The organism is Pseudoalteromonas sp. MMG005 (assembly GCF_018101015.1).
Taxonomy (GTDB): Bacteria; Pseudomonadota; Gammaproteobacteria; order Enterobacterales; family Alteromonadaceae; genus Pseudoalteromonas; species Pseudoalteromonas aurantia.
Genome location: NZ_JAGJEK010000001.1, coordinates 58,761 through 73,561 on the forward strand (window position 1 = coordinate 58,761; position 14,801 = coordinate 73,561).

General features: G+C 41.3%; 10 protein-coding genes. 2 read left to right on the forward strand and 8 right to left on the reverse strand.

Features of this window, described 5'->3' with window-relative positions; translation table 11 throughout:
• Positions 1-154: 154 nt before the first annotated feature.
• The 6 genes from J8M01_RS00300 to J8M01_RS00325 form a co-directional block, all read right to left on the reverse strand.
• Positions 155-1,333, reverse strand: a complete 1,179-nt coding sequence (locus J8M01_RS00300; protein ID WP_192508650.1) for a phosphoglycerate kinase — start codon at positions 1,331-1,333, stop codon at positions 155-157.
• Positions 1,334-1,374: 41 nt separating this feature from the next.
• Positions 1,375-2,388 carry an erythrose-4-phosphate dehydrogenase gene (gene epd, locus J8M01_RS00305; protein ID WP_192508651.1) on the reverse strand — a complete coding sequence of 338 codons (1,014 nt, stop codon included), beginning with the start codon at positions 2,386-2,388 and terminating at the stop codon, positions 1,375-1,377.
• A gap of 106 nt (positions 2,389-2,494) precedes the next feature.
• Complete coding sequence (locus J8M01_RS00310; RefSeq protein ID WP_192508965.1) at positions 2,495-3,121, reverse strand: 3'-5' exonuclease; 627 nt, start codon at positions 3,119-3,121, stop codon at positions 2,495-2,497.
• Entirely contained in the window at positions 3,121-4,959 is a 1,839-nt protein-coding gene (locus J8M01_RS00315) for a DUF294 nucleotidyltransferase-like domain-containing protein (RefSeq protein ID WP_211056657.1), read from the reverse strand. Before J8M01_RS00315 ends, J8M01_RS00310 begins: the two co-directional genes overlap by 1 nt.
• Before the next feature lie 112 nt (positions 4,960-5,071).
• Positions 5,072-6,796: a sodium:solute symporter family protein gene (locus J8M01_RS00320; RefSeq protein WP_211056658.1), complete on the reverse strand. Its 1,725-nt coding sequence runs from the start codon at positions 6,794-6,796 to the stop codon at positions 5,072-5,074.
• A gap of 10 nt (positions 6,797-6,806) precedes the next feature.
• Positions 6,807-7,070, reverse strand: a complete 264-nt coding sequence (locus J8M01_RS00325; RefSeq protein ID WP_010362403.1) for a DUF4212 domain-containing protein — start codon at positions 7,068-7,070, stop codon at positions 6,807-6,809.
• Positions 7,071-7,444: 374 nt separating this feature from the next.
• Here J8M01_RS00325 and J8M01_RS00330 point away from each other — a divergent pair, with 374 nt between their 5' ends.
• Both J8M01_RS00330 and purU read left to right on the forward strand, forming a co-directional pair.
• Entirely contained in the window at positions 7,445-10,882 is a 3,438-nt protein-coding gene (locus tag J8M01_RS00330) for a PAS-domain containing protein (RefSeq protein ID WP_211056659.1), read from the forward strand.
• A 128-nt stretch (positions 10,883-11,010) separates the two neighbouring features.
• Positions 11,011-11,841: a formyltetrahydrofolate deformylase gene (purU, locus tag J8M01_RS00335; RefSeq protein ID WP_192508655.1), complete on the forward strand. Its 831-nt coding sequence runs from the start codon at positions 11,011-11,013 to the stop codon at positions 11,839-11,841.
• Positions 11,842-11,881: 40 nt separating this feature from the next.
• Here purU and J8M01_RS00340 read toward each other — a convergent pair whose 3' ends face one another.
• The gene (locus J8M01_RS00340) at positions 11,882-12,535 is read right to left on the reverse strand and encodes a response regulator transcription factor (protein ID WP_192508656.1); all 654 of its coding nucleotides are present in this window, start codon (positions 12,533-12,535) and stop codon (positions 11,882-11,884) included.
• Positions 12,536-12,627: 92 nt separating this feature from the next.
• The gene (acs, locus tag J8M01_RS00345) at positions 12,628-14,568 is read right to left on the reverse strand and encodes an acetate--CoA ligase (protein ID WP_211056660.1); all 1,941 of its coding nucleotides are present in this window, start codon (positions 14,566-14,568) and stop codon (positions 12,628-12,630) included.
• Positions 14,569-14,801 lie beyond the last annotated feature (233 nt).

Genomic DNA, 14,801 nt, shown 5'->3' on the forward strand with positions numbered 1-14,801 from the left:
CGATGACAGTCATTATCATCTAGTTTGAACGGGATAATTTGTGTGTGATTTACATCACATTGTCTGTTTCAGACAATATTTAAGTACCAAATATCAAATGTGAGAGCGACATTTAGTAAATAATTAGGCCAGCAATCGCTGGCCAAAATTCATATTAAGCGTTTGCCCTTTTCTCAAGCATAGCTACTGCTGGTAATTTTTTCCCTTCTAAAAACTCTAAAAAGGCACCACCACCAGTTGAGATATAAGAGATATTATCTGCTACACCATATTTATCAATGGCTGCCAGTGTGTCTCCACCACCGGCTATTGAAAATGCATTAGACTTTGCGATGGCATTTGCAATTGCCTCTGTGCCATTTCCAAATTGATCAAATTCAAATACGCCAACAGGGCCATTCCAAACCACTGTACCCGCTTTTTCTATAATTTTTGCTAACGTGTTCGCTGTATCTGGACCAATATCGAATATCATGTCTTCCTCAGTCACATCAGCAACATCTTTTATTGTTGCAACTGCTGACTCAGAAAATTCGCTGCCAACGACAACATCAGTTGGTACTGGGATCTCACCATTGTTCAACTTTGCAGCTGCAGTAAGCTTATTAGCCTCAGCAATTAAATCAGCTTCATACAAGGATTTACCCACCGGGTTTCCAGCAGCTGCGATAAACGTATTTGCAATTCCACCACCAGCGACCAGCTGGTCAACGACCGTAGAAAGCGAATCTAGCACAGTTAATTTTGTAGAGACTTTAGAGCCACCTACAATGGCAACTAAAGGACGCGCTGGGTTATCAAGTGCTTTTCCTAACGCTTCTAGTTCATTGGCTAAAAGCGGGCCTGCACATGCTGTTTCGGCAAATAAGCCTACGCCATGTGTTGATGCTTGAGCACGATGTGCTGTACCAAACGCATCCATAACATACACATCACACAATGCTGCTAATTGCTTGGCAAGCGTTTCATCGTCTTTTTTCTCGCCAACATTAAAACGAACATTTTCAAATACAACAACTTCGTTTTCACTTACTTCGACGCCGTTTAAATAATCTTTCTCTAAACGCACTGGTTGCTCAAGTGCATCGTTTAGATAATCAACAACTGGTTGTAATGAATATTGCTCATCATACTCACCTTCAGTTGGACGCCCTAAATGAGACATAACCATTACTTTAGCGCCTTGCTGTAACGCTAATTTTATAGTGGGTAAAGATGCGCGGATCCGTGCATCAGAGGTCACTTTACCTCCTTTAACAGGCACATTTAAATCTTCACGAATTAAAACGCGCTTGCCGCTTAAATCTAAATCCGTCATTTTAATGACTGACATTAACATCTCCTTACTAAACGATACTTATGAATATGAACTCTTTATTTGGCAACCATCATGGCTACAGCAGTGTCGAGCATACGGTTAGCAAACCCCCACTCGTTATCACACCACACTAATAATTTTACGAGTCGTTTATGACTAACACGTGTTTGTGTGCCATCAATAATACAAGAATGCGGATCATGATTAAAATCTACTGAGACCAATGGTTCCTCGGTGTAGCTTAAAATTCCATCAAGGCGGCCACTGGATGCGGTTTCTAGCACTTGATTAATGGAAGATAACTCCACATCTTGGTTTAACGTCACACTTAAATCCATTGCGGTTACATTTATCGTCGGAACACGCACCGCAATTGCTTCAAAACGTCCATGAAATTTAGGAAGTATACGCTCAATACCCCGCGCGAGTTTTGTATCAACGGGAATAATTGATTGACTCGCAGCTCGTGTCCGTCGTAAATCGCTATGATAGGCATCAATCACTTGTTGGTCATGCATTGATGCATGAATCGTTGTTATTGCGCCTGACTCGATACTAAAAGCATCATCTAACACTTTTATCACGGGTACAATACAATTGGTTGTGCATGAGCCATTCGAAACAATATTGTCTGTTTCTAATAACTCATCATCATTAATGCCATAAACAATGGTCGCATCAACATCGGCATCTGCTGGTTGAGAAAAAAGTACTTTCTTTGCACCCGCTTTTAAATGAACGTTTGCATCTTGTCGTGAATGAAATACACCAGTGCATTCCAATACCACGTCAACATCTAATGCTTGCCAAGGCAAATTTCCAGGGTCTGGCTCTGAAAACAACTGAATATGATCTCCAGCAACGTTCAAATATGGGGCCTCATATTCCACCTCAAAGGCAAAGCGACCATGCGACGTGTCGTATTTAAGTAGGTGCGCAACCCCTTTGGGATCCGCCAGCTCATTTATCGCAACGATTTGGATCTCGTGTTGACGAGCAGATTCATACAGGGCGCGTACAATATTACGTCCTATACGACCAAAACCATTTATAGCCAGTTTGATTGCCATTGAATTGAAAATCCAGCCTTTAGCATAGATGATAGGGATGTTCCCTTTTGAGATGGCGCTATTGTAATCGACCAAGGAAAAATGTCTAAGGGAAATGGCAATATTTTTAAATAATTATACTCAGTTTTTCTCGGCGACCCATGCTGATAGCCGAATATTGAGCTAACAGTAGTTCTGCAGTTGCCAATGCATCACATAATGCATCGTGTTGTTTATATTCGGGCAGGCCATAACGGGCACGACATGCAGATAATGTCAAACTATCCTGAGTTAATGGTCTTCCTTGTGCTAACAAACGCCGCTTTTCTATCTTCATCGTATCAATAATCGCTTTAGGCGTAATTCGATATTGATACACTGATGCGACTCGTTGAATGAACCCCCAATCAAGTACAGCATTATGACACACTAATACGTGACCATTAATTGCTGTCGCCAAAGACGCTATAAGTCCTCTTAAACTGCTCCCTTCCAGCAAAGCGTCATCATCAATACCATGGTAAATCGTACTCTGCGACAAATCTTGCACTTCTTTGTTCAACATATAACCTGCCGTGCATAAATCAATTTTAGAGGCACGCATATTTAACCATGCAGCTGAAACAATTTCATGCTCACCAGGGATTAACCCCGTTAATTCTAAATCAATAATTACGTATTTTTGCTGATCAAAATAACTCTGCTTTAACTTATACTCTCTCAAGTACCTCAGCAACCAGGGATACAGCCCCATCACAAGCTCGCCCTAGCAAATTTGAATGCACTCGCTTGCTGTGCATGTCGCACTAAGTGAAAAGCTTCTTTTAACTGATGCTTCTCCAATGACGTTAAAGTCTTTGGATCAATGCAATTACTCGGCAGCCCTTCCCGTTTTATCTGAGTTTTCAAGCGAAGTTGTGTCAGGTAACGCCAACAGTCTTTCAGGTCATACACATCGTTACTACTCAATACGTCAAATTTTAATAAAGCATCCAATCGCTCCAACGTGTTTGCTTTATAAATGCCAACATTTAACGCATAAAGGCGGACAAGATCATTAATGATCACAATGCCACGTCGCTTTAGATCGAGATGCTTATGTTGAGTGTTCCCTTTTTCTAGTTTAAATTGGTGAAATAACCCAATAGGGACTGAATTCGTATTAATGTCTGTAGCCATAGCTGCAAAAAACAACTCATCTCTACGGATCATATCTAATGCAGCGCATAAATCTTGATAAAGCGACTTTGATCCATCAATCAGGCGTAGATCAAAATAGATTTTACAATTAAGCATCGCTTTAGGAGTCGGCTCCTTAATCCAAGTAACAAACCGGCTTTGCCATTGTGTAACAGTGCCTCTACAGGCTTCATTGCTGGCCATTATATTGCCGGGACAACGTTTGATCCCGCACTCAACTAACTGCTCGCATACCGTTGCCCCCAAATGTGCAAAGTACACTCGCTGTTTCGCTGTGATGTTTGCATCCAACAAGATACCATTGTCTTGATCTGAGTGCAGTGTTTGCTCCTCTCTAGCTTGTGAGCCAAAGCAAATCCAGCTAAACGCGCAAGGCGCTTGGCCGTGTTCTAATTGATACAAATGCACTAATCGAGCGGTTAATGCATCGGTTAATCCGCTCAACAATTTTCCAATAACCGAAATATCTTCAATATTGTTTGAAAACTGCTTTAGTAACTCCGGAATGTCACTTGAATAACGCTTCACTTCCGCCACACTGCTTGCTTTGTAAATTTTCCCAATAAGTTGTACTGGATCACTCTTTTGTTGACGCAATAGATCTGTACTGGTGATAACACCTAACGGCTTATACGCTTCATCTAGTACTGGGAGGTGATGAATATTATGTTTAAGCATTAAATGTAAGGCTGAAAATGCTCGGTTATTCTCGAAAATAGATTTTGGGTTTTTAGTCATGACCGATTGGATTGACGTGCTCGGCGCAATGTCTGAAGCTAAAACACGATTACGTAAATCTCGATCCGTTACAATCCCAAGTAACGTATTTTCATCAGTAATAACTAACGATGATACCCCATAGTGACGCATTTTCATGGCTGCTTCTGTGATACTCACTTGAGCACTAGCGGTAATAATATTCGATGACATGAGTTCACTGATTTTACGCTCAGACCAGCTTTGGTCACGTGTTTTATATTGAGAACTGAGCAACCGGTTGGCATGAGCTCTCACAAAATGTTGTTCAAATCCCCTATACTCTCTGCGTAAATAGTCAAAACTTTGCTGATCTAATACATAAAGTAAACCCGCAGTAACAACCTGTAAATGGCTTTGTATTTTATCGCCAGTTAATAATGAAGGAAAACCAAAATAATCACCTTCAGTTAAGCGTGTAATGGTATCACCGTGTATAGAGACCAAATCAAACACACCAGAACGGACTAAATATAAATTGACCTCCCCAGTCTGTAGCCATTGCATTTGATTTTCTCGGGTTAAATATACAACTTGCAAATGACGAGCAAAATAGGATGTTGCACCATGAGGTAAATGACTAAACGGCATTTGTTTATGACTAAATTCCACAACATCCTGTACTTGTGCCGCCATATTTCATTCCTTTATAAACAATTTTCAGGAAAATACTGATGCGTATATACGCTTCACTTTACTAAAAATTGTTGGCCCAGAAGAGACTCTGGGCCAACGGCTTTTTTACTCTTTAATGTGCATGCGCCGCGAGAGATCCTTTTGGATTGCGGATGCTCTCCACCATATCTTGCACTTCTTTTGGCGTGTCAGCGGTCAATTTCAATACTACTGCAGCAATTAAGAAGTTAACGGCCATTCCAACAATGCCAATCCCTTCAGGTGAAATACCGAACAGCCAATTTGCCGGTGTATTTAATTCAGGGCTGATAAATTTGAAATAGATGATATAAGCTGCTGTGAAGGTGATCCCTGACACCATACCTGCAATAGCGCCCTCTTTATTCATACGTTTAGAAAAAATCCCCATGATAATAGCAGGGAAAAAACTCGCTGCCGCGAGGCCAAATGCAAAGGCAACCACGGATGCGACAAATCCAGGGGGATTAATACCAAAGTATGCTGAAATCACAATAGCAACCATGGCCGCGAGCCGTGCAGCGAGTAATTCTTGTTTATCACTGATATCAGGCTTGAGTGTTCGTTTCAATAAGTCATGAGATACCGACGTAGAGATAACCAATAACAAACCAGCTGTCGTCGATAACGCTGCCGCAATGCCACCTGCCGCCACTAACGCAATAACCCATGCTGGTAAGTCTGCTATTTCAGGGTTTGCCAATACCATAATGTCACGGTCAATTTTTACCTCATTGGCACTATTTGGATCGCTAACTTTACCCGCAGAATAAGACATTTTTCCATCACCATTTTTATCTTCAAACGTGATTAAGCCGGTCCTTTCCCAGTTTTTTACCCATGCAGGAGCTTCGCTATACAGCGTGCCACTACCATCTTTGCCATTAATGGTATCAACCATATTTACTCGAGCGAATGATGCAACAGCAGGTGCCGTCGTATAAACAATGGCGATAAAAACCAATGTCCAAGCAGCTGAAATACGCGTATCTTTCACTCTTGGAACCGTAAAAAATCGAACAATAACATGAGGTAAACCCGCTGTACCAACCATTAAAGCAGCTGTAATAGCGAATACATCTATCATACTTTTGGAACCTTCAGTATATTGTGCAAACCCCAATTCAGCACTGAGTCCATCGAGCTTATCTAATACATACATACCGGAGCCATCAGCCAATGTTGCTCCAAACCCTGTTTGTGGTAGGAAATGTCCAGTCATCATCAAAGAGATAAAAATTGCGGGTACCAAATATGCGAATACCAATACGCAATATTGTGCAACCTGCGTGTAAGTGATCCCCTTCATACCCCCTAGTACCGCATAAAAGAACACAATGACCATACCGATATAAACGCCGGTTTCAATATCAACTTCTAAGAATCTTGAAAACACGACGCCGACACCTCTCATTTGCCCTGCGATATACGTAAAGCAAATAAAGATAGCACATAGAATAGCGACAATTCGTGCTACTTGTGAGTAATAACGGTCACCGATGAAGTCTGGTACAGTAAACTTGCCAAACTTTCTCAAATAAGGTGCCAAACACAAGGCTAACAACACATAACCCCCCGTCCAGCCCATTAGATATACCCCACCATCATATCCAGCAAAAGAAATGATCCCAGCCATGGAAATAAATGATGCTGCACTCATCCAGTCCGCAGCAGTTGCCATACCATTGGCAAATGGTGGCACGCCTCCGCCCGCCACATAAAATTCATTCGTTGAGCCTGCACGAGCCCAAATTGCAATACCGATATAAAGCGCAAAGCTCAAACCGACAATAATAAATGTGAGATTTTGTACGTCCATCTTCTTGCTCCTATTCGTCTACGCCATACTTTTTATCAAGCGAATTCATTTTGAATACGTAGACAAAAATCAGAGCGACAAAGGTGTAAATAGCGCCCTGTTGTGAAAACCAAAAACCCAATTTAAACCCAAAAAAACGGACTTCATTTAGTACGTCAACCAGTAAGATGCCAAAACCAAATGACACTACAAACCAGATTGCCAATAACTTAAACATTAGCGCGAGGTTTTCTGACCAGTATGCTTTTGCTTGTTCTTCGTCTTTAAAAGCCATTTGTATCCCCTTTCACTTCTTCACAGCCAGGCTGTATTGGTGTTAATTGTCACTATTTACCTTAGCAACGTCACTGCAATATTAAATTGAGACCTTAGTCGTAACGCAAACCTTACGTTTACGTAAACTGTAAGATAACCAGCTTTATCTATTAATAAAGTTAATAGATAACATAAACTTACAATGAATGACGAAAAAATCACATTGATGAACTAATCACAACATTGGTTATAAGACATTAGTCTAAAATATCGTCCTAAAATGCCACATAGCCTTATAAAACAAAAAGTTAAATATAGTTGTCGTGAATGAGATTGCAGACATAATTTGCTTATGTGATAAGCTAAAAATACCTTCATAGAATAAGAATAGCCATGACAGCAGCTTTAACATTGGTAGCACTTTGCTACATAGGTGCCCTATTTTGGATTGCAAACTGGGGTGATAAAACAACTCCGCGTGCATTAAAGATTAGCCACCACCCATTTGTATATGCGCTATCATTAGGAATTTATTGTACTTCATGGACTTATTACGGTTCGGTAGGTACTGCCGCAGCTAGTAGTTGGCATTATTTACCCATTTTGTTGGGCCCTGCATTATTATTTTTATTCGCCCACGGTTTTTTGCGAAAGCTGGTGTTGGTGAGCAAAAAACAAAATATTACCACAATTGCTGACTTCATTTCCGCTCGCTACGGCAAACGCCAAAGCACAGCCGTACTCGTAACCCTCATTGCTTTATTAGCGACGATCCCCTACATAGCCTTACAATTAAAGGCACTCAGCAGTAGTTTTTTATTGTTACAGCAAGGTGAAAAAATCTCTGGCACAATTCTAGCGTTAAGTGGCACCTTAATTATGGCCTTATTTGCAATATTTTTTGGAACGCGAAAGGTTGATGTCACAGAATATCGCTCTGGTTTAATGCTGGCAGTCGCGTTTGAATCTTTAATCAAACTCATTGCATTGGCGGCTGTCGCAGTATTGGCGTTTGTCACATTATACAAACAACCCAATACACTGTCCTCTTTGTTGATACATTGGCAAAACTTTGATTTGGTGAATTTTAACTTCATCGGTCAAACTTTGATGGCCGCGGCTGCCATTATTTGTTTGCCCCGTCAATTCCACGTCACTGTCGTTGACAACCAAGATCGTCGTCATTTACATACTGCTCGTTGGGCATTCCCTTTATACCTTATGCTTACAGCTGCCATGATCATTCCCATCGCAACAGCCGCCATACACCCTCAAATAGGCGTAGGCGTCGCTGCTGATAGTTTCGTATTGGCACTTCCTTTAATGCAAGGACATCCCATTATTACCACCTTTGTATTCATTGGTGGCTTATCTGCGGCAACAGCCATGATTGTTGTTGCAACACTGACACTCAGTACCATGCTGTCCAATGACGTCGTTTTACCACTTCTATTAAAACGTAAATTTAAGCTCAATACGCTAACCAAAAACTATAAGTCACAAATTCTACTTATTCGCCGATTTATCATCGCAGCTATCTTGCTGCTTGCCTATTTGTACCAACAGTGGTTTGGCCATGGAGAAGCACTTGCCAGTATGGGACTCGTTGCCTTTTCCTTAGTGACTCAATTACTACCCGCTATTATTTTCGGTTTGTATTGGCGTAAAGGTCATGCTTATGGTGTCTACGCAGGTTTATTTGCTGGATTCATTTGCTGGGTATTATTTTTAATGTTGCCAGTACTGGATGCTGGTGCAGTAATGAGTTATGACTTTCGCCAAAGTGTTATCACTCAGGGGACACTTATCGCTCTATTTGCAAACATTTTTTGCTACGTGAGCTTTTCTTTAGCTGCGCATGAACGTTTAATCGATAAAATTCAAGCTGCAGCATTTGTTAATCCAAAAGAACAAGCCACACTGGCTAAACGCTTAAATAAAAATGTCAAAGCGACCATCTATGATTTTAAAGTACTATTACAAACCTTTCTAGGTGTCCAACGTTCAAACCAACTGCTAAGCCATTACATGCTTAGTCATGATATTGATGATAACAATGCCCATCCCCCTCCCGAATTTATCGCGTATTGTGAACGTTCGCTAACCGGTGTACTGGGTGCATCATCAGCACAAGCACTCATACACACCGTCGCTTCAGGAAAGCAAATGGCATTCGAAGAAGTGGTCAATTTCTTTGACGAGACGACGCAAGCTTTACAGTTTAACCAAAATCTGCTCTTCACCTCACTAGAAAATCTCAGCCACGGTATTTCCGTAGTAGACAAAGAACTCAAACTCGTTGCTTGGAATAAACGCTATAGTGAAATGTTTGATTATCCTGAAAGCTTTCTAGAGGTTGGGCTACCGATTGAGCAAGTTATCCGATTTAATGCCAAACGCGGAGAATGTGGCCCAGGTGAAATAGAGCGCCAAGTAGAGAAACGAGTTCAACACTTGCGCAATGGGACTTCACATCACTTCATCCGTCACCGCCAAGATGGCCAAGTATATGAGATGATTGGTAATCCGTTACCAGAAGGCGGATTTGTTACCAGCTTTTCTGATATCACAATGCACATAGCCACCCAAAATGCATTAGAAGAAATCAATATGGATCTCGAAAATAGAATTGAAGCACGCACCCAAGAGATCAGAACAATCAATACTGATTTAGAAGCACAAATTGCCAGCCGGATAGAAACCGAGCATGCTCTGATGGGCGCAAAAAAAGAAGCCGAACGTGCAAATGATAGTAAAACCCGCTTTCTAGCACTTGCCAGTCATGATATTTTGCAGCCCCTCAATGCTGCAAGACTCTATCTAGCAGCCATAAATGCGCACACCTTAACACCCCACGATCAAGGAAACTTTAATAAACTCGGAGACAGCCTAGATTCTACAGTCCACCTAATGTCTGCCTTGCTTGATATTGCTAAGCTGGAACAAGGTGCGATGAAACCCTCTCCAAGACACTTTGATATTGGAGATATTCTCACGCCGCTTGCAAATGAATATGCCATGCTATCCAAAGAAAAAGGTTTACAGCTCAAAGTACGCAGCGCACATCATATTGTACATAGCGACACCACTTATTTACGCCGAATTATTCAAAACCTAGTCTCTAATGCAGTTAAATATACCGCTTCAGGCAAAGTATTGATTGCTTGTCGCTCTCGTAAACATAGCCTGCGATTAGAAGTCTGGGATACAGGCCCAGGCATAAATAAATTGGAACTTAACAAAATTTTTAATGATTTTTATCGAATACAAAACCACGATAATAAAGGGGTAGGATTGGGACTTGGTGTGGTAAAGCGACTATGTGATCTACTTTGTATTACCCTTCAAGTTCACTCAATTCCTGGTACTGGAAGCCGTTTTAGCATTGAAGTGCCCTATGGCGATGAATTACTCTCACCTCAGCGCCAAGAACTAGGTTCACTATTACAACATAATCATAGTAACCAGCACCCATTCTCTGTCATTGCAGTAGACGATGATCCTAACAATCTAGCCGCGATGGCAAGTCTCTTAAAGAAATGGCAAGTTCACTACCAGCTCTTTGAGCAAGTTAATGACGTTTTACTTTTTGCAAAAGAGCATAAAGCACCTGACATGATATTAATGGACTACCAACTGGGCGTTGAATGTGACGGTATTACACTTATTAAAACTTTACGGGAAATTTGGCAACACCGTGTACCGGCAATATTAATTACAGCAATGCGCGATGTAGAGCTAAAAGCACAAGTCAAAGCGCTTAATATCCATTATTTGTCAAAACCGATTAAGCCTGCAAAACTGAAAGCGTTATTAAACCATCGTCGTTAATGACTGATATCCATGACGCAAAACATAGAATAAAAAGTGAATGAAAGGTTTTTTGGTTGAAATAATTATTCTATATTAGCTTGCTGATTTTAAAAACATACACACACATCATATAGGAATGAGGATTGATGAATTATATATTAACCACACAATGTACGGATGATGTCGGCTTAATCGCCAAAATCACCAACTTATGTTTTGAGCACAACCTAAACATTACGCGTAACAACGAATTCGTAGATAAAGCCGGGGCTCGCTTTTTTATGCGCACTGAATTAACAGGGCAACCCAGTGATAACTTCCTAAATCAATTACGTCAACAGCTACCCAATGGCGCTGATGTTGCTTTACATAATAATGAAAAAACCAAATTAGTGTTACTCGCGACCAAAGAAGCGCATTGCTTAGGAGGTGCGCTGCTTAAACAGTTCGAGCAAGCGTTAAATATTGAAATATTAGCGGTTGTTGCTAACTACCCAGATTTGGAACCTCTCGTTAAAGGCTTCGGTGTACCATTTCATTGCGTATCTCATGACGGCCTCTCCAGAGAGCAACATGATAAAGTCACTGGTGATTTGGTTGCGAGCTATCACCCTGATCTTATTGGATTAGCCAAATACATGCGCATCTTGAGTCCCGATTTTGTAGCACGCTTTAACAAAAAAATAATTAATATTCATCATTCATTTTTACCGGCTTTTATTGGCGCGAAACCTTACCACCAAGCATTTGAACGCGGCGTAAAAATAATCGGTGCAACAGCGCACTTTGTTAATGATGAACTCGATGAAGGGCCTATTATTGTGCAAAATGTAACACAAGTAAGTCATGCAGATACCGCACAAGCCATGGCTAAAATGGGCAGAGATGTTGAGAAAACGGTGTTCTGTAAAGCGTTGCAATTAGCATCAGAACACAAAGTTTTCATTAACGGCAATAAAACCGTCGTTTTTAACTAATTATGGCAGGAGTGATACTGAGCTCATTCCTGATTTCGCATTAAGCTAACGCTTCAACTGGTTCCAATTGCAATTTCGATGCAATGAGCACAGCCTGAGTACGATTATATACCCCTAACTTTCGAAATATTGCCGTTATATGCGCTTTCACTGTCGCCTCTGATATATGTAATTCAAAAGCAATTTGTTTATTCAATAAACCTTCATGTAAATATCGTAGCACTTTATATTGTTGAGGTGTCAATGAGGCGACCTGCTGTGCCACTTCTTGCTCTTCGCTTTTGAGACCCGCAACTTTGTCTTTAATGGCCTCGGGTAGCCAGCTGTCTCCTTCCAGCACTTGCTTTATCGCACTGGCAATATCCTGTGAAGATGATGCTTTAGGAATAAACCCCATAGCGCCATAACCCATTACCTTAGAAATAATTGCCAAATCTTCACTGCCTGAAATAACCACAACAGGCAAGCTTGGGTAATCTTCTCTAATTCGGATCAAACCATACAAATCACCACTGCCTGGCATATGTAAATCTAGCAGTAATAAATCTAGCTCCTCTTGCACAGAAAGAACCGATAAAGTTGTTTCAAAGTTTTCAGATTCAAAAACTTCCAACCCTTCAAATTGAGTTTGAAGCGCACCTTTCAAAGCCTCCCGAAATAAGGGGTGGTCATCTGCGATTAAAAATTGATTCATGTTTTACTCCTAAAAATTCGGCTGTCACCTTAAAGAGGACAGCCGATATAGTACGTTTAGAATCCAATGAAATTCAAGTTTTTAACGCATTATTAACGATTTAACCTGTTTTCGATGAGTTCCTCTACTACACTCGGATCAGCAAGTGTAGACGTATCCCCTAACTGTTGATATTCATTTGCTGCTATTTTCCGTAAAATTCGGCGCATAATTTTACCGGAACGTGTTTTTGGTAGCCCAGGTGACCATTGGATCATATCTGGCGACGCGATAGGGCTTAACTCCTTACGCACCCAATTTCTAACCTCTTTGGTTAACGCCTCATTAATTTCTATTCCTTCATTTGGCGTCACATAAACGTAAATACCCTGGCCTTTAATTTCATGTGGATAGCCAACCACTGCGGCCTCAGCAACAGCTTCATGTGCTACCAGTGCACTTTCTATTTCTGCAGTTCCTAAGCGATGACCTGATACATTAAGCACATCATCCACACGTCCTGTGATCCAGTAGTAACCATCTTCATCGCGGCGGCAACCATCACCTGTAAAATAAACCCCCGGATAAGCCGAAAAATAGGTTTGCTCAAAACGCTCATGATCGCCATAAACCGTTCGAGCTTGCGACGGCCAAGAGTCTAAAATAACTAAATTACCATCCGTTGCCCCATCTAACGTATCACCTTGCGCATCAAATAATGCAGGTGCAATACCGAAAAATGGTCGAGTTGCAGATCCTGGCTTCATATCTGTCGCGCCAGGCAGTGGTGTGATCATGATGCCACCCGTTTCGGTTTGCCACCAAGTATCAACAATTGGGCACTGGCTGTTACCGATACTTTCATAATACCAAGTCCATGCTTCAGGGTTAATTGGCTCACCTACAGAACCTAAAACTCGCAAGCTGGAGCGCTGCGAAGTGGCTGTGGGTTCATCTCCTTTGGCCATGAGCGCACGGATCGCGGTGGGTGCTGTATATAAAATTGTCACATTATGTTTATCTACAATTTCTCCCATACGACCTGCTGTTGGATATGTTGGCACCCCCTCAAACACAACCTGTGTACACCCATTAATCAAAGGTCCATATGCAATATAACTGTGTCCGGTGATCCAACCAACATCAGCGCTACACCAGTAAACATCATCTTCTTTTAAATCAAAAACGTATTCATGTGTCATTGAAGAATAAACCAAGTACCCTCCAGTCGTATGGACAACCCCTTTCGGCTGGCCTGTTGACCCAGATGTGTAAAGTATAAAAAGAGGGTCTTCTGCATTCATTGGAGTTGGCTCACAACTAGCGGGCAGATCGGCCACTAGATCATGCCACCACACATCATGTGCATGCCATTCAACTTCACCTGCTGTAAGCTGATGTACGATCACGTGCTCGACGCTTGTCAGCCCTTCTTGTGCAACAGCTTCATCCACGTTGGCTTTAAGTGGCACTGCATTACCACCACGACGACCTTCATCTGATGTAATGACAATCTTAGCGCCCGAATCTTTAATTCTGTCAGCAATTGCAGAAGGAGAGAAACCACCAAATACAACAGAATGCACCGCGCCAACTCGTGCACATGCTTGCATTGCATAAACAGCCTGAGGTGTCATAGGCATATAGATAGCGACACGGTCACCCTTTTTAACGCCTAACTTCTTCAAACCATTTGCCAATTTAGCAACTTCATCATGAAGTTGCTGATACGTTATATTTTCACCATCATCAGGATTGTCACCTTCCCAAATCAAGGCAATTTTATCAGCCTTATCTTCCAAATGACGATCTATACAATTGAAAGATGCATTTAATTCCCCATCTTCAAACCATTTAATCGCAATATGCCCCTTATCAAATGAGGTGTTCTTTACTTTAGAATAGGGTTTAGACCAGTCTAATCTCTGCCCATGCTCAGCCCAAAAACTTTGCGGATCATCAATCGATTTCTGATACATTTCATTGTATTGATCATTATCAATAAGTGCGGCGTTCTTGATTGATTCAGGAACAGGATAAATGCTCTGTGACATAGTCATCTCCAAGGTAAATTACTTGCCAAACGGCTTTCATCAAGGATCACTCAGCAGCGCACAGGAGAGTATTAGACCTTAGTTGTATATGAAGTGAATTTTTTAACAACTTCACCGCTCTACACGTTTTACTATTTCAAACATCATAATAATGCGAATTACACGACAATATTGATAAATCACATAATTTTATATGATATCCATCGTCCCTTAAATAGGTATAATCCACTTCA